General features: G+C 64.0%; 11 protein-coding genes. 5 read left to right on the plus strand and 6 right to left on the minus strand.

The window, feature by feature from the left end; genetic code table 11:
- Positions 1–8,471: 8,471 nt before the first annotated feature.
- From X742_RS150040 to hutI, 5 genes are read right to left on the minus strand one after another with little or no spacing between them, the layout of a single operon-like run.
- Complete coding sequence (locus X742_RS150040; RefSeq protein WP_023773339.1) at positions 8,472–9,050, minus strand: HutD family protein; 579 nt, start codon at positions 9,048–9,050, stop codon at positions 8,472–8,474.
- Positions 9,051–9,060: 10 nt separating this feature from the next.
- Positions 9,061–10,734 carry a urocanate hydratase gene (gene hutU, locus X742_RS150035; RefSeq protein ID WP_198019218.1) on the minus strand — a complete coding sequence of 558 codons (1,674 nt, stop codon included), beginning with the start codon at positions 10,732–10,734 and terminating at the stop codon, positions 9,061–9,063.
- A gap of 25 nt (positions 10,735–10,759) precedes the next feature.
- Positions 10,760–11,578 carry an N-formylglutamate deformylase gene (gene hutG / locus X742_RS150030; protein ID WP_023773341.1) on the minus strand — a complete coding sequence of 273 codons (819 nt, stop codon included), beginning with the start codon at positions 11,576–11,578 and terminating at the stop codon, positions 10,760–10,762.
- Positions 11,578–13,119: a histidine ammonia-lyase gene (gene hutH, locus X742_RS150025; protein ID WP_023773342.1), complete on the minus strand. Its 1,542-nt coding sequence runs from the start codon at positions 13,117–13,119 to the stop codon at positions 11,578–11,580. Before hutH ends, hutG begins: the two co-directional genes overlap by 1 nt.
- Positions 13,116–14,348 carry an imidazolonepropionase gene (gene hutI / locus X742_RS150020; protein WP_023773343.1) on the minus strand — a complete coding sequence of 411 codons (1,233 nt, stop codon included), beginning with the start codon at positions 14,346–14,348 and terminating at the stop codon, positions 13,116–13,118. The genes hutH and hutI overlap by 4 nt, the downstream gene beginning before the upstream one ends.
- Before the next feature lie 98 nt (positions 14,349–14,446).
- Between hutI and X742_RS150015 the strand changes: the two genes are divergently transcribed.
- Positions 14,447–15,802: a formimidoylglutamate deiminase gene (locus tag X742_RS150015; RefSeq protein WP_023773344.1), complete on the plus strand. Its 1,356-nt coding sequence runs from the start codon at positions 14,447–14,449 to the stop codon at positions 15,800–15,802.
- Between the two features lie 5 nt (positions 15,803–15,807).
- Positions 15,808–16,554, plus strand: coding sequence for a histidine utilization repressor (hutC, locus tag X742_RS150010; protein WP_023773345.1), 747 nt, complete (start codon positions 15,808–15,810; stop codon positions 16,552–16,554).
- A gap of 41 nt (positions 16,555–16,595) precedes the next feature.
- Here hutC and X742_RS150005 read toward each other — a convergent pair whose 3' ends face one another.
- A complete protein-coding gene (locus X742_RS150005) occupies positions 16,596–16,940 on the minus strand; it encodes a RidA family protein (RefSeq protein WP_023773346.1) in 345 nt (114 codons plus the stop codon).
- A 219-nt stretch (positions 16,941–17,159) separates the two neighbouring features.
- Between X742_RS150005 and aztA the strand changes: the two genes are divergently transcribed.
- From aztA to aztC, 3 genes are all read left to right on the plus strand, one after another.
- The gene (aztA, locus tag X742_RS150000; protein WP_023773347.1) at positions 17,160–17,975 is read left to right on the plus strand and encodes a zinc ABC transporter ATP-binding protein AztA; all 816 of its coding nucleotides are present in this window, start codon (positions 17,160–17,162) and stop codon (positions 17,973–17,975) included.
- Entirely contained in the window at positions 17,975–18,793 is an 819-nt protein-coding gene (locus X742_RS149995) for a metal ABC transporter permease (RefSeq protein ID WP_023773348.1), read from the plus strand. Before aztA ends, X742_RS149995 begins: the two co-directional genes overlap by 1 nt.
- Before the next feature lie 31 nt (positions 18,794–18,824).
- On the plus strand, positions 18,825–19,766 hold the full coding sequence (aztC, locus tag X742_RS149990; RefSeq protein WP_023773349.1) for a zinc ABC transporter substrate-binding protein AztC: 942 nt from the start codon (positions 18,825–18,827) through the stop codon (positions 19,764–19,766).
- The last annotated feature ends 19 nt before the right edge of the window (positions 19,767–19,785 follow it).

Genomic DNA, 19,785 nt, shown 5'->3' on the forward strand with positions numbered 1-19,785 from the left:
GGACGCGTGGTTGACCGGGTTCAGCATCGAGAAGCAGCGATAGGCTTCATCGGTCTGCCCCATCTCGGCCAGTGCAATGACGAACCATGTCGCCGCGTGGGTGTACTGGCCGCCATTCTCGCGCACGCCAGGCGGATAGCTCTTGATGTAGCCGGGGTCCTTCTGCGTCTTCGAGAACGGTGGCGTGAACAGTTTGACGATCTTGAGATGATCATCGACGAGCAGCTTAGTCGCCTGCTGCATCGCTGTCGTCGACCGCGCCGGGTCGCCCTCGCCCGACAGCACGCTCCAGGACTGTGCTATGGAGTCGATCTTGCACTCCTGCGATGTGCGCGACCCTAAAGGCGTACCGTCATCGAAACTGCCGCGCCGGTACCATTCGCCGTCCCATGCCGTGCTTTCAAGCGCCCGCTTCAGCGCGTCGGCATGCTTTGCCCAGGCCTGTGCGCGCTTGGTGTCGCCCTCGGTCTTGGCGACCGCGGCGAAGTCGCCCAGGGTCTTCAACAGGAACCACCCCAGCCACACGCTCTCGCCCTTGCCGTGTTCGCCGACACGGTTCATGCCGTCGTTCCAGTCGCCGCCAAGGATCAGCGGCAGGCCGGCTGGACTGCTGCGCTTGATGGCAAGGTCGAGCGCACGCGCGCAGTGGTCGTAGAGCGACACCGTCTTCTTCGAGATTTCAGGGGTGAAGAAGGCGTCGTGCTCGCCTTCACCCAGCTCCTGTCCGTCGAGGAAAGGCAGTTGCTCCTTCAGGATGGCGGCGTCGCCGGTTACCGTGAGATAGCGCGCCGTGGCGTGGGCGAGCCACACCACGTCGTCGGAGATCAAGGTACGCACGCCGGCGCCGGTGCGCGGCAGCCACCAATGCTGCACGTCCCCTTCCGGGAACTGCCGCCGCGCGGCGTTGAGGATCTGGTCGCGCGCCAGCGTCGGGTCATGCGCCAGCAAGGCGAGCGTGTCCTGCAACTGGTCGCGGAAGCCGAAGGCGCCGCTTGCCTGATAGAAGGCCGAGCGGGCGCGGATGCGGCAGGCAAGGCTCTGATAGGGCAGCCAGTGGTTGACCATGGCATCGAGTGCCTTGTCCGGCGTCTCCACCTGGATGGTGTCTAGGAAGGCGCGCCATTCGCGCTCATTGTCGGCAAGGCGCTGGTCGAAGTCCTTGCCCCGGTGCGTCTGCACCAACGCGCTCGCCTGCGCCGCGGAATCGGCATCGCCGAGCAGCCAGATAAGCGTGACGTCGGCGCCGGCCGGAATCTCGACGTCGCGAGCGATCGCCGCGCAAGGATCATCTCCGGCCTCGACGCGACCCGACAGGGCCGAACCGCTCAGCACCGCCTGTGGCAGCTCGCTGGACCCGTGCCGGCCGAGGAACTCGGCCCGGTCTGACGTCACCGAGTGGACGCCGGTGTCGGCGGCGAGGAAGGCCACCCGCTCGCTGAAATCGAGCCCGTAGGGATTTTGTGCCAGCAGCGCGCCGGTGGCCCCGTCGCGGGACGGCACTATGGTTGCCGCGGTGCGCGACCGATGCCCGCCAAGCACCCATTCGGCGTAAGCATAGACGCGCAGCCGAGCCGGTACCGGGCCGGAATTCTGGATGCGCAGCCGTGTGATCTTCACCGGATCGATTGGATCGACGACATGGGTCAGGTCCATCGACAACGGTCCGCGCTTCGAGCGGAAGGTCGAGAAGCCTTGGCCATGCCAGGCCTCGTAGGTCATCGCGGGATCGCGCACCATCGCTGCGAGCGGAGAGAACGCCTTGCCGCTGGCCTGGTCGTAAATATAGATGCCCTCGCCCGGTCGGTTGGACACCGGGTCGTTCGACCATGGCGTCAGCTGGTAATCGCGGCTGTTGCGGCTCCAGGTGAAGGCCGCCCCCTCGGCCGAGGTGTGGAAGCCGAACGAGGCGTTGGAGACGACGTTGATCCAGGGTTGCGGCGTCGTGCGCCGGCCGGCCAGGCGCACCACGTAGTGCCGCCCATCGCCGTCGAAGCCACCGAAACCATTCCACAGGCTGAGGCCGGAGCCATCGGCGCTGACGTCGGCCACAGCCTGCGAGGCAAATGCATGCATCTGCGGTGCGAGCGCCGCGATTTCGCGCGAACTCGGCAATCCTGCCGGCTGCAGGCCATCGCGCGTCTGCAGCGCGGCCGCCTCGGCCCGTTCGATCTGGTCGAAGATGGTGCCATTGCGCGTATGCAGCACAACCCGGGCGACGGCGAGCAGCGTCTTGTAGGTGGTTTCCTCCATCAGGTCGCGACGGACCGCGAAAATGTGCTGGCGGGGTCCGAGTTCCTTGCCGCGCAAGCGGCTGTTTTCGCACAGCGTCTCGACCGCGCGCTGCAGATCCTGGACATAGGAGGAAGCCTGCTCGTTGACGACGACGAAGTCGATCATCATGCCGCGGGTGCGCATATATTCCTGGAAGCGCAACGCCTGGGCTACGATCTCGAGATCGGCAACGTCGCCGATCCTGACCAGGAAGATCGGGTAATCGCCCGAAATACTGGTCGGCCACAGGCTCGACTGCTTGCCCAGCCCGGAAGCGATGGACTCGGCCGGCAACCGGAGGAACGGGTCGGGATAGATCAGATAGCGCGCCAGTTTCTGCACATTGGCCGCGTCGGTCAGACTGAGGCCCATATGGCGGGTCTGCACCTGGCTCCGCGTCCAGGCAAGCATCGCCTGCCGGGCAAAGCTCTCCTGATGGTCGAGCCGGTTTATCGCCTCCTCCAGCTCAGCACGGTTGGCCCCGACGACAGTCCAGAAGGTCAGAGATACCTTCTTGTTGGCGGGCACGCGCACCTGACGACGCAGCGAGGCGATGGGATCGAGCGTGAAGCCGGAATGGCCGCCAAGCCTGGCGCCTGGATCGAAGGCGGCAGCATCGACGATGGTGCGGCCACGGCCGATGAAGGCGCGCCTGTCGGTCTCGGCCTCGGCATCACGCGCCGGTCCCGACGGATCGGTGACGAAATGCACCAGCGTTACATCGGGCTCGCTGGTTTCACGCTTGCGGCGCGTGGCGAAGATCGCGCCGTTGTTGGCGGCGATTTCCGTTTCCACGAACATTTTCGAGAAGGCCGGATGCGCGTTGTCGGAAGCTTCCGAACCCAGGACCAGTTCTGCAAAGGACGTCACCTCGATGTGACGGTCGGATGTGCTCTCGTTGTAGAGCGTGATGCGACGGCCTTCGCCATTGCCCTCGGAGATGACGATGCACTCCACTTCGGAGCGCAGCGTGCCCACCAGCTTCACGAAGCTCGCCTTGTCATCGGAAAACAGGGCCTGCGTCTTTTCCTCGGCCGCGCGCCTCGGTTCCGAAGTCGCGGACCACCAGTCGCCAGTGGCGGCATCGCGCAGGAATATGTAGGAGCCAAGCCGATCCTCGACCGGATCGGGCTGCCAGCGGGTGACGGAAAGATCGCCCCAGCGGCTGTAGCCGGAGCCGGTTGCGGTCACCATCACCGAATAGCGGCCATTCGACATCACATTGGTCGAACGAAGCGCCCGCGCGGGATCGAGCACGATGCGGGTGTCGGGGCTCTCGGTCTCGGTCTCGTCCTTGGAGCGCTCGTCCGCCTCGGTGCGGACGGTGGCGGTCGGAATGTCGCGAGGCGCCCTCTCCTGCAGCAGCAATTCGGCCGATTCAATGACCGGATCGCTATGGAAGCGATCGCGTAGGCGACCTTCGAAGATGGCGTCGGCGACGGCGGCGATGGACATGCCCGAATGGTGGGCATAGTAGTTCAGCACGACCGCGTGGTTGGTGCCTTCCGGTACGCGCTGCGGCGTGAAGTCGACTGCATCATAATAGCCATGACGGCCAAGCGCGCCGATCTCCCGCAGCCGGGCCAGGTTCTGCACCGCTTCGCGCGGGTTGAACTGCGCCGCCATGATAGTCGCGTAAGGCGCAATCACCGTGTTCTGGCCGAGGCCGCGCTTTAGTCCCAGGCCGGGCACGCCGAAATTGGTATATTGATAGGTCAGTTCCCGGTCACGGGCGTTGTAGGCCGCTTCCGAAATACCCCACGGCACGTTCTTCTGGCGGCCATACTGCATCTGGCGCTTGATGATCAGCTTGCTCGTCTGGTTGAGGATCGAGCCTTGCGGTTCCTTCATCACCAGCGGCGGCATCAGATATTCGAACATCGAGCCGGACCACGACATCAGCGCGCCCTGGAAGCCGATCTCGACGATCGGGCGGCCAAGCCTGAACCAGTGTTCGGTCGGCAGATCGCCCTTGGCGATGGCGAACAGGCTGGTCAGCCGCGCCTCGGAGGCGAGAAGGTCGTAGCAGCTTTCGTCGAGCTGATGCTCCTCGACCCGGTAGCCGATAGACAAGAGCTTGCGCTCCGGCCGCATCAGGAAGGCAAACTCCATCTCGAAGGCGAAACGACGGGTGCGTTCGCGCAAGGTGAGCAGCTTGGCACGCAGAGCCTCGACGGCGTTTTCGTCGCTATGGGCGTCGTGGACGTGCGCCTCGCAGGTGGTTTCGAGCCTTGCCGTCCAGTCGACGATGACGTCGCTCTGCGGCGATGCGGCTTCGGTGTGAATGGCGGTGGCGAGCTTGCGGATTTCGCCGGCCAGCACGGCCAGGTTGATGGTGCGGATGGAGGCCATTTCCGGCTGCGCCTTGATCGTTTCGACGGCGCGCCGCATGCCGTCGAGGCGATCGACAAGGCGTTGGCGCAACGGCCGCAACTGACGGCGGTCGTCGGGCAGTTCATCGAGGCTTTCGCTCAGGATGGTCACCGTATCGAGGATGCCTTCGAAATCGCCCTGCAGGTGGACGGAAGGGGCTTCCGCCCATTCGGCGCAGGCAGCCGCCACCGCCACCAGGTGGCCGGCGAGATTGCCGCTGTCGACAGCCGAGATGTAGAGCGGATAGAGCGGCTTCAGCGTCGTGGTGTCGTACCAGTTGAAGAGATGGCCACGATGGCGCGGCATGCTCTCGATGGTGGTCATGGTGGCGTCGATGCGGGTGATGGCATCGGACAGGCTGATCCAGCCGAAATCGCGTGCCGAGACGACCGAGAGCAAGTAAACGCCGATGTTGGTCGGCGAGGTGCGCGGCGCGACGACTGGCGCGGGGCTCTCCTGGAAATTGTCCGGCGGCAGATTGTGATGCTCTGCCGTCACGAAGCTCTCGAAATAGTGCCAGGTACGGCGCGCCACGGTGCGCAGCGTGTGGATGTCGGCTTGCGAGATGCGCAGCCGGTCCTCGGTTTCCGCGGAGCGACTGATCCAACTGGCGATCGCCGGCGAGCCGATCCAGAACAAGGCAAAGAAGAACGCAACGAAGGCACCGGTGGAATCAGCCAGCACGGGAATGGCGAGGCCGACAAAGCCGATGATCACGGCGCCATACATCATGCCGTAATAGGAGCCGACATCGTTGTCGCCGGCTTTGTGCGCCTGCGAGGCGGTGCGCCATTCCAAGAGGTTTTGCCGGCTGACGAACAGCCGGTAGAGCGTGCGCACAATGGCATCGCCCATCATCCAGGCGTTATGTGCCATCAGTACGATCTTCAGCGCCACCATGGCGGTGCCGAAGGCGACGTCGCGCGCCAGAGCCGAGAAGTGGCCGCGCGGCGTCTGGTCGCCGCTTTTGGGCAGGATGGCGTTGACGATGTCGAAGGTCGGCGCCATGAACAGACTGAGGATCAACAATGCCTGCCACTGCGCGGCCTGCGTGAAGGGCAGCAAGGTCCAGCCGGCGATCGCCGCCATCACCCAGAAGATCGGCGTCAGCGAGCGGCGGAGATTGTCGACCATCTTCCAGCGCGACAGCGCCGGCACGCCGGAGCGCGGGTTGAAGATGTATCCCAAAAGTTGCCAGTCGCCGCGCGCCCAGCGATGGTGGCGCGAGGCATCGACCGAGTAGCGGGTCGGGTAATCCTCGACCAACTCGACGTCGGTGACCAGCGCGGCGCGCGCCAGCGCGCCTTCGAGCAGATCGTGGCTGAGAATGGTGTTTTCCTCGATGCGGCCCTGCAAGGCGGCCTCGAAGGCATCGACGTGATAGAGGCCCTTGCCGGTGAAGGACCCGTCGCTGAAGACGTCCTGATAGAGGTCCGAAACAGCGAAGACATAAGGATCAAGGCCGCGATTGGCCGAGAACACGCGCTGGAAGAACGAGGCTTCATCGCCGCTGGTGAGCGAAGCGGTGATGCGCGGCTGCAGGATGGTGTAGCCGGCGGTGACGACGCGCCTGGTGGCGTCGAAATGCGGCCGGTTGAGCGGATGGCATAGCTTGCCGACCAGGCTCGATACGGCATCACGGGTGGTGCGGGTATCGGCGTCGAGCGTCATCACATGGACGACTTTTTCAGGCAGCGGCACTTCGAGCGGCAGGAAGGTGGTATCGCTGTCGCCACGCAGCAACAGGTCGAGTTCGTGCAGTTTGCCGCGCTTGCGCTCCCAACCCATCCAGGACCCTTGAGCGGCATTGTAGAGCCGGCGGCGGTGCAGGATGTAGAAGCGCGGCGCGCCTTCGGAGGGATGGCGCGCATTGAGGCGGGCGATTTCGGCGCGGGCGAAGTCTAATATCTCGGTGTCGGCCGCCTCGATCTCGATCTTGCTGTCGGGCCAGTCCGAAAGCAGCGCGAAATGGATCTCGTCCGCCAGATTGGCAAGGTAATGCACTTCGATGTTGCGGATGTTTTCCTCGACATCGTCACGCGAGCCGATCAGCGACGGCACGACCACCAGGGTGCGCGCCTCGGGCGGCACGCCGTGCCTGTAGTCATAGCCGATCAGGCGTGTCGGCTTGAGGAACAGCGAGACCACGGTGTTAAAGAAAGCGAGCGCGCCTTCGCTGGCCGGCACGGCAAACAGAGCTAGCATCAGCACGATCGACGGCACCGACAGGCCGAGATTGGAAAGGGCGTTGCCCGACAGGACGAGCAGCAGGACGGTCAGGGCGAAGACGGGCAGGACGATGCCAAGCCATCCGGTCTTGGCGAAGGTCCGCTTGACCATCTGGCTGATCGTTGGCCGATAACCGATCGTCTTTTCGAGTTCCAGCCGGCGCGGGCCAACGAGATAGAAACCGACATCGGTGTGGACGGCTGCAGCCTCGGCATCAACCCCTTCGCCGCTCTCCGGGACGGTTTCACTAACAGCATGGCCGGCCAGTTCGATGGCTTTTTCGGCGACACGGTACTCCGACAGATTCGAGCGGCGTGCCAGTTCCTCGATCGCGGTGCGGTATTGATCGCGCGAGAAGAAGTCGAGCGCCGCGAAATCGGTGCGCTCGCGCAGCACGGTATCGATGCGGCTGACGCCTTCAAACCACACCGTCCAGTCGACGTCGTTGATGAGGCGCAGGCCGCGGACGATGTTGCCGGTGGTCACATTGCCGCTGGACAACGTCTGGTGCTCGGAAATGATGATTTCCTCGGCATCCGAGCCGGTCTTCTCAAGTTCGCCTTCCANGGAGTTCAGACGTGTGCTCTTCCGATCTGCTGAGTGGCGAAGGTGGTGTCCTGTGCATGCGCGCTGAAATTGGCAAGGATCGCCTGCCGGTCCGGATTGTCGTCGGTCGCAAGCACCTTGTCGGCCACATCGTTGGCGATCTGGCGCATCTGGCGGGTGCGGTTGACCCTGACCGCCAGGCGGCGGAGGTTCTCGATGAGCACGAAGCGCAAAAGGGACGGCAGGGCCCAGAGTTCGCCGATTTTAAGCGGCTCGACCGACTGAAAACCCTGGACGATGGACTTGAACATGGTCGCCGAGACGGAACTGTCGGAATGCGCGACATAGGTCCAGGCCAGCGCCAATGCGCGCGGCACGGTGCCGCCATCGGGCAGTTTCAGCGTTGGCAACTGCCGGTAGAAGCGGCGCGGCAGGTCGCGTTTGACCTGGAAAATGGTTTCCTCGATCAGATAGTTGTTGTCGAGCAGCCACTGCGCGGCCGGCGTGATGGTTTCGCCCCTCCCCTGCGCGGCATTGGTCGACCGGTAGACTTCGAGGATCTTCTTGGCGCTGTCACGGATGCGGGCCTGGAAGTCGAACGGGATCAGGCCGAACAGATCGGTCAGATCGCCCTTGGCCAGGCTCTCGCCGAGCAGCCGGAGCCGTTCCTCCGGCAGGAATACCGATCGTATCGGCTCTTCCGTGATGGCCGGGAAGCTCGCGCTTGTCTTCTCGATCTGGGCTGGGTTCGTCTGAATATTCATTGAAAATTCCGTAAGCGGGCACTCAGCGGCGTCACCGCCACGGCAATGGCCCTAAAACCGGTTCAAATGCAATCGGTTGCATCAACCCCTATGCCGAAAGTTTGTTTCCGCACCACGACGGAGCGTCATCTTTCGACCGACTCAAAGACGAGCGCCCCTCGCTCCCGTCGGGACCGATCGACGGAGAGGATTCGGGCTTTTTCGTGATGCCACCGTCAGCTTACGCTATATTTCGCCGGCATCGCGATCATGTTTGGAAACAGGCGGTAACCGTTGGCGGTAAACGCGTCAGGCGGCCCCCCTTATGCGGACCACGAAAAGGGTCGCATCCGGGGCGGGCTCTACCCGCAAGACGGAAACATCCGGCCCGAGCAGCAGGGTGTCGAGCGGCCCGAGGCGGAGAGGAGCGGCGCCGGCGAAAATGGCATGGCCTCTGTGGCAAAGGATCAGGGTGGAACAGGCCTCGGTCGAGATTTCCACAGGCGCCGAAACCGGCAGGCGTTCGACTTGATGCAACACGCGGCCGCGGCGGGTCATGACGTTGAGATCGGTGATCGGGCCGGCGATCAGCGCGGCACTTGTCGGCTGGTCGGCTGGAAAGGAAAAAGGCTGGGAAGCCGCTGTCATCCGCTCGGGCGGAAGGCCGGCGACGTCAAGCACGATCCCCTCGCCTTCCAGCACGGACAGGGTGCGGTCGATGCCGGCAAAGCTGGAGAACGGCCCGCTCGTCTCGACCCGGGCCATCGAGACGCGCCATTCGAAATCGTCGAGCCCGGCGCCAGCGGGCGAGACGGCGATCTCGGTCGTCGTACCGCCGCCGTTTTTCCACGGCATGACGCGGTAATCGGTGGCACGCAGAATGCGCATGACGCCAGCGCTAGCCTAGAATGCCCGGTAGGTTGAGCTGGTGCTCCTTGGCGCATTCGATCGCGATGTCATAGCCGGCGTCGGCGTGGCGCATGACACCGGTCGCCGGATCGTTCCACAACACCCGTTCCAGGCGCCTTGCAGCATCCGGCGTGCCGTCGGCGACGATGACCATGCCGGCATGCTGCGAGAAACCCATGCCGACGCCGCCGCCATGATGCAGCGACACCCAGGTGGCGCCCGAAGCTGTGTTGAGCAATGCGTTGAGCAGCGGCCAATCGGACACGGCGTCCGAACCGTCCTTCATCGCTTCCGTCTCGCGGTTCGGCGAGGCGACCGAACCGGAATCGAGGTGATCGCGGCCGATGACAACGGGCGCCTTCAGTTCGCCCTTGGCCACCATCTCGTTGAAGGCTAGACCCAGCCTGTGCCGGTCGCCGAGGCCCACCCAGCAGATGCGCGCCGGCAACCCCTGAAAGGAAATCCGCTCGCGGGCCATGTCCAGCCAATTGTGCAGATGGGTGTTGCCGGGGGTGAGCTCGCGGACCTTGGCGTCCGTCTTGTAGATGTCCTCCGGATCGCCGGAGAGAGCTGCCCAGCGGAACGGGCCGATGCCGCGGCAAAAGAGCGGGCGGATATAGGCCGGCACGAAACCGGGGAAGGCAAAGGCGTTTTCAAACCCTTCATCCTTGGCGACCTGGCGAATATTGTTGCCATAGTCGAGCGTCGGCACGCCGGCGTTCCAGAATGCGACCATCGCCTCGACATGTTCGCGCATGGAGGCGCGAGCCGCCTTCTCGACCGCCCTGGGGTCGCTGACACGCTTTTCGCGCCACTCGGCCATCGTCCAGCCCTTCGGCAGATAGCCGTTGATGGGGTCGTGGGCCGAGGTCTGGTCGGTGACCATGTCGGGGCGGATGCCGCGACGGTACATTTCGGGCACGATCTCGGCGGCGTTGCCTAGCAGGCCGACGGACTTCGCCTCCCCGGCCTTGGTCCAGCGCTCGATCATTTCCATGGCTTCGTCGAGCGTCTCGGCTCTCTCGTCGACATAGCGGGTGCGCAGGCGGAAATCGATCGAGTCGGGATTGCATTCGATCGCCAGGCAGCAGGCGCCTGCCATGACGGCGGCCAATGGCTGGGCGCCGCCCATGCCGCCGAGGCCGCCGGTCAGGATCCATTTTCCCTTGAGATTGCCGCCATAATGCTGGCGGCCGGCCTCGACGAAGGTCTCGTAGGTGCCCTGCACGATGCCTTGCGTGCCGATGTAGATCCAGGAGCCGGCCGTCATCTGGCCGTACATCATCAGGCCCTTTCTATCGAGCTCGTTGAATTTCTCCCAGGTCGCCCAGTGCGGCACCAGATTGGAGTTGGCGATGAGCACGCGCGGCGCGTCCGGGTGGGTGCGGAACACGCCGACCGGCTTGCCCGACTGCACCAGCAGCGTCTCGTCCTCGCCAAGCGTCTTCAGCGACGCAACGATTTGGTCGAAATCGTTCCAGGTCCGCGCCGCCCGGCCGATGCCGCCGTAGACGACCAGTTCGTTGGGGTTTTCGGCAACATCAGGGTCGAGGTTATTCATCAGCATGCGCAGCGGCGCTTCGGTGGTCCAATACCTGGCATTGAGCTTGTCGCCGCGCGGCGCGCGCACTTCGCGTATATTGTGACGGGGATTGTTCATCATTGTCCCTTTCGGACGAGGCGGCGCGTCAGCGCCCGGCCCAGTCAATGGCGATTTGAAGAATCCGCGTCAGCGTGGCGCGGATCGGTGCGGCGAACGCGGCGTCGTAGGGCACCGGCCAATTGTCCGGCGTGCCCTTCCCGTCGGGCTCGCGCATATAGCCACGATTGGAGAGTTCCATCTGCAGCGCGTGCACGCCCTGAAGCGGCTGGCCGAAATGGCGCGTGATCCAGCCGCCCTTGAAGCGTCCGTTGACGACAAAAGTCTCGCCGGTTTCGGCCATGATCTGGTTGACCATCGCCTGCAAGGTCGGATCGGCGCTCTTGCCGTCATTCGTGCCGAGATTGAACACCGGCAGCGTGCCTTCGAACAAGCGTGGCAGCACCGAGCGGATCGAATGGCAGTCGTAGAGGACAATCTTGCCATGCAAGGTGCGCAACCTGTCGATCTCGGCCTGCAAGGCGGCGTGATAGGGCGCAAAGAACTTCTGCCGGCGCTCGTCGATCTCCGACGGCCCCGGCTCTTCGCCGTCGCGGTAGAGCGGGTCGCCGTCGAAGGTTTCGGTCGGGCACAGGCCGGTGGTTGCCTGGCCGGGATAGAGCGAGGCGCCGGATGGATCGCGGTTGACGTCGATGACGGTGCGCGAGATCGCAGTGTGCACGACAGTGGCGCCGAGACCGGCGGCGAAATCATAGAGATTGTCGATCCACCAGTCGCAATCACGACGGCCGAGCCAAGGCGAGACCAGCCGGTTTTCGAGGCCGGCGAGGTCGATACCGGTGTGCGGGATCGACACCAGCAGCGGCGCCGTGCCGCGCGTGACCGTGAGCCAGGGGCTGGCCGTCATCACGCCGCTCCGGCGATCGAGGGCAGTGCCACCGCGCTCGCGACTTTCACAGCCGCACCACTGCGCACCATGGCAATCGCCTTTTCCATGTCGGGATGGAAATGCCGGTCGTTATCGAGATGCGGCACCTCGGCGCGCACCAGCTTGCGCACGGCTTCCAGTGCTGCGCTCGACGCCAGCGGCTGATGGAAATCGCAGCCTTGGGCGGCGGCCAGCAATTCGATGCCGATCACCGCGGTTGCATTCTCGACCATGCCGATCAGGCGGCGTGCGCCATGCGCGGCCATCGAGACGTGGTCTTCCTGGTTGGCCGAGGTCGGGATGGAATCGACGCTGGCCGGATAGGCTTTTTGCTTATTTTCCGAGACAAGCGCGGCCGCCGTAACCTGCGGGATCATGAAGCCGGAGTTCAGACCGGGCTTAGGCGTCAGGAAAGCGGGCATGCCTGACAGCGCGGGATCGACCAGCATGGCGATGCGGCGTTCCGACAGCGAGCCGATCTCGCAGACGGCGAGCGCGATCATGTCGGCGGCGAACGCCACCGGCTCGGCGTGGAAATTGCCGCCGGACAGAGCAGTATCGTCTTCTGCGAAGATCAGCGGGTTGTCGGTGACGCCATTGGCCTCGGTTTCAAGCGTATCGGCGGCCTTGCGCAGGACATCGAGTGCGGCGCCCATCACTTGCGGCTGGCAACGCAGGCAATAGGGATCCTGCACGCGCTCATCGCCGACCCGGTGCGACTCGCGGATCGCGCTACCGGCCATCAAATTGCGCAGCGCGTCCGCGGTCTCGATCTGGCCACGGTGCTTTCTCAACAGATGAATGCGCGGGTCGAACGGCGCGTCGGAACCCTTGGCCGCGTCCGTCGAAAGTGCGCCGGCGACAAGCGCCGACTGGTAGAGCACCTCGGCATCGAACAAAGCGGCCAGTGCATAGGCCGTCGAAAACTGCGTGCCGTTGAGCAGCGCCAGACCTTCCTTCGCGCCCAATGTCACGGGCTCCAGCCCATGCGAGACGAACGCGACCTTGGCCGGGAAACGGCCATGCGGAGTAAAGCATTCGCCGACGCCGATCATCACCGCCGTCATGTGCGACAGCGGGGCAAGGTCGCCGGAGGCGCCGACGGACCCTTGCGCCGGCACGACCGGGATGACGTCGTTGACCAGCATCGCTTCAAGCAACTCGATGGTCCGCGAGCGCACGCCGGAGGCGCCCTGCGCGAGGCTCGCAAGTTTCAGCGCCATCATCAGCCGGGCAACGGCAACGGGCATCGGCTCGCCCACGCCCGCGGCATGCGAAAGCACGATGTTGCGCTGCAGCTTCTCGAGATCCTCGGCGGGGATGCGCACGCTGGCCAGCTTGCCGAAACCGGTGTTGATGCCATAGACCGGCTCACCCTTGGCAACGATCCTGGCGACGGCCTCGGCGCTCGCCTTGATTTTCGGACGGCAGGCATCGTCCAGTTTCGGCACGGCGCCACGGTATATGGCGCGCCAGTCGGCCAGCTTCGCATTGCCGGGCTTCAGGGTCAGTTCGGTCATTGTCCTCTCCAGATGCGGGCATGCAGCGGGTTGAAGCCCATGCGGTAGACGAGTTCGGCGGGGCGCTCGATGTCCCAGATCGCCAGATCGGCGGATTTGCCCGATACCAGCGTGCCGGTCTCGCCGAGCAGCCCCAGCGCACGGGCGGCTTCGCGGGTGACGCCGGCAAGACATTCGTCGACCGTCATGCCGAACAGGGTGGCCGCCATGTTCATGGTCAGAAGCAGCGAGGTCAGCGGCGATGTGCCGGGATTGTTGTCGGTGGCAACAGCCATTCTGACGCCATGCTGGCGAAACAGGTCGATCGGCGGCTTCTTGGTCTCGCGGATGAAGTAGTAGGCGCCGGGCAGGATGGTCGCCACGATCCCCGCCTTGGCCATCGCCACCGCGCCTGCCTCGTCGGTATATTCGAGATGGTCGGCCGACAACGCGCCATAGCGGGCGGCAAGTTCAGCGCCATGCAGATTGGACAGCTGGTCGGCGTGAAGTTTGACGGGCAAGCCAGCCGCCTGGGCGACATCGAAGACGCGCGCCATCTGTTCCGGCGAAAAGGCGATGCCTTCACAGAACCCATCGACAGCATCGGCCAAGCCTTCCTCGACGACGCCGGGAAGGATCGTTTTGGCGACGAGATCGATGAAGGCATCCTTGTCGCCCTTGGCTTCGGGCGGCAGCGCGTGGGCTGCGAGACATGTGGTGCGAACCGTCACCGGGCGTTCATTGCCCAGCTGTCGCGCGGCGCGCAGCGATTTCTTCTCGTTTTCCAGATCGAGGCCATAGCCCGACTTTACTTCCACGGTGGTTACGCCCTCGGCAATCAGCGCGTCGAGGCGCGGCAGCGTCTGGGCAACCAGGTCGCCCTCACTGGCAGCACGCAAGGATTTGACCGACGAGACGATACCGCCGCCGGCCCTGGCGACTTCCTCATAGGTGGCGCCGGCCAGCCGCATCTCGAATTCGTTGGCGCGGTTGCCAGCGTGGATCAGGTGGGTGTGGCAGTCGATCAGGCCGGGCGTAATCCAGCGGCCCTCGCAATCGATGATCTCGCCTTGGGCAAAAGCCGAGGACATCTCGGATTGCGGACCGGCATAAACAATGCGGCCGTCGCGCGCGGCCAGCGCACCATGCTCGACGATCCCCAATCCGGCACGATTTCCAGCCATGGTCGCCAGACGCGCATTGCGCCACAGGCGAACCCTCCCTGCCCGGTTTTTGCTCTCTACGGCCATGATCTTTTCCGTTTCAATCGGTGGCGATTATGTATATACATATTGAAACGCACTGCAAGTGCCATCATCGCATACGAGACCGGAAAGCGGAGAGAAAAGTGACCGATATCTTTGCGGAACAGGCGCTTCTTCCCGACGGCTGGCACGACAATGTGCGGATCACCTTAGCCAATGGGCGCATTACGGCCGTAGAGCCTGAAGCCGCCGCCTTGCCCGGTGATGAACGCCATTCCATTCTGCTGCCAGGCATGCCCAATCTGCACAGCCACGCCTTCCAGCGCGGCATGGCCGGCCTTGCCGAGTTGCGCGGCCCCTCCGCCGACAGTTTCTGGAGCTGGCGCGAGGTGATGTACCGCTTCGCGCTGTCGATGACTCCCGACCAGGTCGAGGCGGTGGCGGCGCAGCTCTATGTCGAAATGCTGGAGGCCGGTTTTTCCCGCGTCGGCGAATTTCATTATCTGCACCATGATCGCGATGGACAACCCTATGCCAACCCAGCCGAGATGGCCGAGCGCATCGCTGCCGCGGCTGGCGAAACAGGGATCGGCCTGACGCTGCTGCCGGTGTTCTACGCCCACTCCTCTTTCGGCGGCGCAGTTCCAAATGACGGCCAGCGCCGATTCATCAACGATGTGAATCGGTTCGCCCGGCTCGTGGAGAAAAGCCGTGAATCGGTTCGCGCGCTGAATCAAGCTGTCGTCGGGGTCGCGCCGCACAGTCTGCGCGCCGCGACGCCCGAAGAACTGATCGAAGTCGCCGCCATGGCGCCAAACGGACCGATCCACATCCACGCCGCCGAACAGGTCAGGGAAGTCGAGGACTGCCTTGCCTGGTCAGGCGCGCGTCCGGTCGAATTTCTGCTTGGGGCTGCCGCTGTCGACCAGCGCTGGTGCCTGATTCACGCCACCCATATGACGGATGCCGAGACCATCGGCATGGCGAAGACCGGCGCCATTGCCGGCCTTTGCCCGATCACGGAGGCCAATCTGGGCGACGGCACCTTTGCCGCGCCATTGTTCAGGGAGCATGGCGGCCGCTTCGGCGTCGGCTCCGATTCCAATGTGCTGATTGGCCTGCCCGACGAATTGCGCCAGCTGGAATATTCGCAGCGCCTCGCGCACCGCGCCCGCAATGTGCTTTCGGTAGCCGGCGGCTCAACGGGCCGCGCCCTGTTCGACGCAGCGCTAGACGGCGGTGGCGTCGCCCTTGGTGCCGGCGCCTCGCAAATCACAACTGGGGCATCCGCCGATCTCGTCTCGCTGGACGGCAAAAACCCTTCGCTGGCCGGCAAGACAGGCGACGCGATCCTCGATGCCTGGATCTTTGCCAATGGCAGCAAGGTCGATTGCGTCTGGGTGCATGGCAAAAAACAGGTCAGCGCTGGCAGACACGCCAGGCGCGAGGCGATCGCCGAACGGTTTCGCAGCGTGATGACTGCGCTTTCCGAGGGTTAACCCAGATGAGCATGGCTGAACCGACGGAGATAGACGACAACGAGACGGTCTCGTTGCATCAACGCATCCTGTCCGGTATCCGGGAAAAAATCCTGTCCGGCACCTGGGCGCCCGGCCACCGTATCCCGTTCGAACATGAGCTGACCGCCGAATACAAATGCTCACGCATGACGGTGAACAAGGCTCTGTCTCAGTTGGCCAAGGCAGGTTTGATTGAACGCCGCCGCCGGTCTGGCAGCTTTGTCCGTCAGCCGCAATCGCAAGCGGCGGTGCTGGAGCTTCACGACATCAGGATCGAGGTCGAGGCGCTCGGCCTGCCCTACCGCTACGAACGGCTGGAACGCCTGAGGCGGCGCAGCAACGTGGAGGACAGGGCTTTGCTCGGACTGTCCGCCGCAGGGTCGGTACTGGCGGTCGAAGGCCTTCATTTTGCCGGCGAACGGCCATTCGCACTCGAGCGACGTCTGATCAATCTTTCGGCGGTTGCGGAAGCCGGCGACGAAGAGTTTCTGGAAATCGCGGCGGGTCCATGGCTGATCGGCCGCGTGCCGTGGAGCGAGGCCGAACATCGGATACGCGCCATGGCCGCCGATGAGACTATCGGTGACGAGCTCGATATCGATCCTGGCGCGCCCTGCCTGGTCGTGGAGCGTCGCACTTGGAGCGCGGAGCACCCGGTTACCCACGTGCGCTTCATCTATCCGGCGGAAAGCCACACGCTGGTGGCAAGGTTCACGCCGTCGCAGGGGTAAGCCGATCTCCCGCTTGGGGAAGATCGGCACCTGCAGCGGCTTTACAGCGCAGCCGTAATAATAATCTCGACCAGATATTCGGGACCGGCGAGCTTTGCCTCGCCGGTCGCGCGAGCGGGTGTGTGGCCCTGCGGCACCCACTTGTCCCATTCGGAATTCATCTCGGCGAAGGTGCCCATGTCGGCCAGCCAGATGATCGCCTGGACGATCTTGGTCTTGTCGGTGCCGGCCTTGGCCAACAATTCGTCGATGGTCGCGAGGATGTCGCGGGTCTGCGCGGCGACGTTGCCGCCGGGCTCGCCGACCTGGCCGGCCAGATAGACGGTGTTGCCGTGGATGACGATCTGGCTCATGCGCGGGCCAACATCGATGCGACGAATGCTCATTGCGAGGTTCCTTCGTTTGAGGGTTGCGCCTGTTTAGAGTCGGCGCGGGCTTCGGGCAAGGCCGCCGGGGCCAAATCTCCTTGGACCAGCACGGAAGAAACTCACGGCAAATTGAGCCGCCGGGTCGCAAATCCACCGGATTGGCTTGTTGACTAATGTAATAACATCACATATCCAACGGCCACTATCGCGGCCAGGCTCGACTTCCAACGGAACGATATGACCCAGACCTGCCTAACCTTCCGTGACCTGACGCTGGGCTACAACAGCCATCCCGCGATCCATCACCTCGATGGCACGATCCGAAAGGGTTCGCTGACGGCCGTGGTCGGAGCCAACGGCTCCGGAAAATCGACGCTGATGAAGGGTATTGTCGGCGTGCTGAAGCCAATGGCCGGCGAGGTTATCCGCGCGTCGGGCGTGCGGGCAGCTTATCTGCCGCAGCAGTCGGAACTCGATCGCTCCTTTCCCGCCCGCGTCGTCGATCTGGTCTCGCTTGGCCTGTGGCCGAAGCGCGGCATGCTCGGCCGCTATACCAGGGAAGATCGCGAAGCCGTCAGCCAGGCATTGATGGCCGTCGGCCTCGGCGGCTTCGAGAAGCGGCCGATCGACACGCTGTCGGGCGGCCAGCTGCAGCGCACGCTGTTTGCCCGCGTGCTGTTGCAGGATGCCGACCTGATCCTCCTCGACGAGCCCTTCAACGCGGTCGACGCCAAGACGGTCGGTGACCTCATTGCCCTGATCAATCGCTGGCATGGCGAAGAGCGCACTATCATGGTGGTGGTCCATGATCTGGATCTGGTGCGCCAGAATTTTCCCGAAACACTGCTGCTTGCCCGCCAGCCGGTTGCCTGGGGCGATACCCGGGAGACGCTGAAGCCGGAGAACCTGCTGCGCGCGCGCCGCTTCCACGAAGCCTGGGAAGAGAACGCCCCCTGGTGCGAGCCTGACGAGCACGCTCATGGCCATGATCATGGCCATGATCATGGCCACGATCGCGACCATCACCATGGCGCCGGACCGAGGGCCGCCTGATGGACGCGCTCTACGGTCTTTTCATTGCTCCCTTCGCCGATTTCGGGTTCATGCAGCGGGCGCTGTTCGGCTCGCTGATGCTGTCGCTCGGCGCCTGCCCCATCGGCGTCTTCCTGATGCTACGACGCATGAGCCTGTCGGGTGACGCCATGGCGCATGCCATCCTGCCAGGAGCGGCGGCCGGGTTCCTGTTCTATGGCCTTGAGATCCTGCCGATGACCATTGGCGGCCTGATCGCCGGCGTCATCGTCGCGCTCGGCGCTGGCGCTGTCTCGCGCTTCACCATCCAGCGCGAGGACGCCTCGATGGCCGCCTTCTATCTGATTTCGCTCGCCATCGGAGTGCTGATGGTATCGATCCGCGGCTCCAGCGTCGATCTCATGCATGTGCTGTTCGGCACGGTGCTGGCGCTCAACAACGAGGCATTGATGCTGATTGGCGGCATCGTCGCGGTNCTGTTCCTGCGTTCGGTCAGCCGCATGGGCAGCCCGGTGCATTTCATCTTCCTCGGCCTCGTCGTGCTCAACCTCGTCGGCGGCTTCCAGGCGCTCGGCACTTTGCTATCCGTCGGATTGATGATGCTGCCCGCGGCAGCCGCGCGATTCTGGACCGCACGCGTCGAGCCGATGTGCGTGCTGGCGGTGCTGATCGGCTTTGCCTCCTGCAGTGCCGGATTGCTCTTGTCCTATCACGCGTCGTTGCCATCCGGCCCGGCCATCATCCTGTCGGCCGGTGTCATCTATTTCGCCTCGATCCTGTTTGGCACGCGCGGCATTCTGCGCGGTCGCATCATCCATCACCGTCACAGAACGGCCTGATCCGCCTCACCCTCTGGAAGGAACCCCGCTTATGCTGAAAACGGTCCGCGCCGCCCTGACATTGAGCGTTATAACATTAACCGCCTTTGGCGCATCATCGGCCTTCGCGGCGCCGCTGAAGGTGGTCGCCAGCTTTACGGTCATTGCCGACTTTGCCAAAAACGTCGGCGGCGACCGTGTCGCGATCACCACGATCGTCGGGCCGGATGGCGACGCTCATGTCTATGAGCCAAGCCCTGCCGACGCGGTCGCCATGGCCAAGGCCGACATCGTGCTGGTCAACGGCCTGCATTTCGAAGGTTTCCTGCAGCGGCTGGTCGATGCCAGCGCCACCAAGGCCTCGATCGTCACGCTGACCAAGGGTGTGACGCCGATCGACTTCAAGCCTGAATTCGCCGATGCCGATGCGGCCGAAGGCGCCGGCACCGGCGGCGGCAAGACGGTCACCGACCCGCACGCCTTCCAGTCGATCGCCAATGCCAGGATTTATGTGAAGAACATCGCCGAAGCTTTCTGCACGGCCGACAGCGACGGCTGCGTCAGCTACCAGACCAATGCCGCCGCCTACACCAAGAAGCTCGACGCGCTGGAAGGCGAAGTGAGGGCGGCGATCCAGTCGATCCCCGAGGCAAAGCGCGTCGTCATCACCTCGCATGACGCCTTTGGCTATTTCGAGCACGAGTACGGCCTGATCTTCCTCGCCCCGCAAGGTATCTCGACCGATTCCGAGCCGTCGGCCGCCGATGTCGCCAAGTTGGTCGAGCAGGTCAAGCAGGACAAGGCCGCGGCCATCTTCGTCGAGAACATCACCAACCCTCGCTTGATCGAGCAGATTGCCAGCGAGACCGGCATCAAGGTCGGCGGCACGCTTTACTCGGACGCGCTGTCGCAGCCCGACGGCCCCGGCTCGACCTATATCGATATGATGCACAACAACATCCGCCAGATCAAAGGCGCCATTCTCGGCAGCTGAGTTTGATCCGCGGCCAGCC

It is taken from the genome of Mesorhizobium sp. LNHC229A00 (assembly GCF_000502415.1).
GTDB lineage: Bacteria > Pseudomonadota > Alphaproteobacteria > Rhizobiales > Rhizobiaceae > Mesorhizobium.

What these genes read in the sequence shown, in the direction of transcription:
- aztC (WP_023773349.1), top strand. Translation starts at nt 18,825, where the DNA reads ATGCTGAAAACGGTCCGCGCCGCCCTGACATTGAGCGTTATAACATTA.
- hutG (WP_023773341.1), bottom strand. Translation starts at nt 11,578, where the DNA reads ATGACGGCCAGCCCCTGGCTCACGGTCACGCGCGGCACGGCGCCGCTG.
- X742_RS150040 (WP_023773339.1), bottom strand. Translation starts at nt 9,050, where the DNA reads ATGCGCATTCTGCGTGCCACCGATTACCGCGTCATGCCGTGGAAAAAC.
- hutC (WP_023773345.1), top strand. Translation starts at nt 15,808, where the DNA reads ATGAGCATGGCTGAACCGACGGAGATAGACGACAACGAGACGGTCTCG.
- hutI (WP_023773343.1), bottom strand. Translation starts at nt 14,348, where the DNA reads ATGGCCGTAGAGAGCAAAAACCGGGCAGGGAGGGTTCGCCTGTGGCGC.
- hutU (WP_198019218.1), bottom strand. Translation starts at nt 10,734, where the DNA reads ATGATGAACAATCCCCGTCACAATATACGCGAAGTGCGCGCGCCGCGC.
- aztA (WP_023773347.1), top strand. Translation starts at nt 17,160, where the DNA reads ATGACCCAGACCTGCCTAACCTTCCGTGACCTGACGCTGGGCTACAAC.
- hutH (WP_023773342.1), bottom strand. Translation starts at nt 13,119, where the DNA reads ATGACCGAACTGACCCTGAAGCCCGGCAATGCGAAGCTGGCCGACTGG.
- X742_RS150005 (WP_023773346.1), bottom strand. Translation starts at nt 16,940, where the DNA reads ATGAGCATTCGTCGCATCGATGTTGGCCCGCGCATGAGCCAGATCGTC.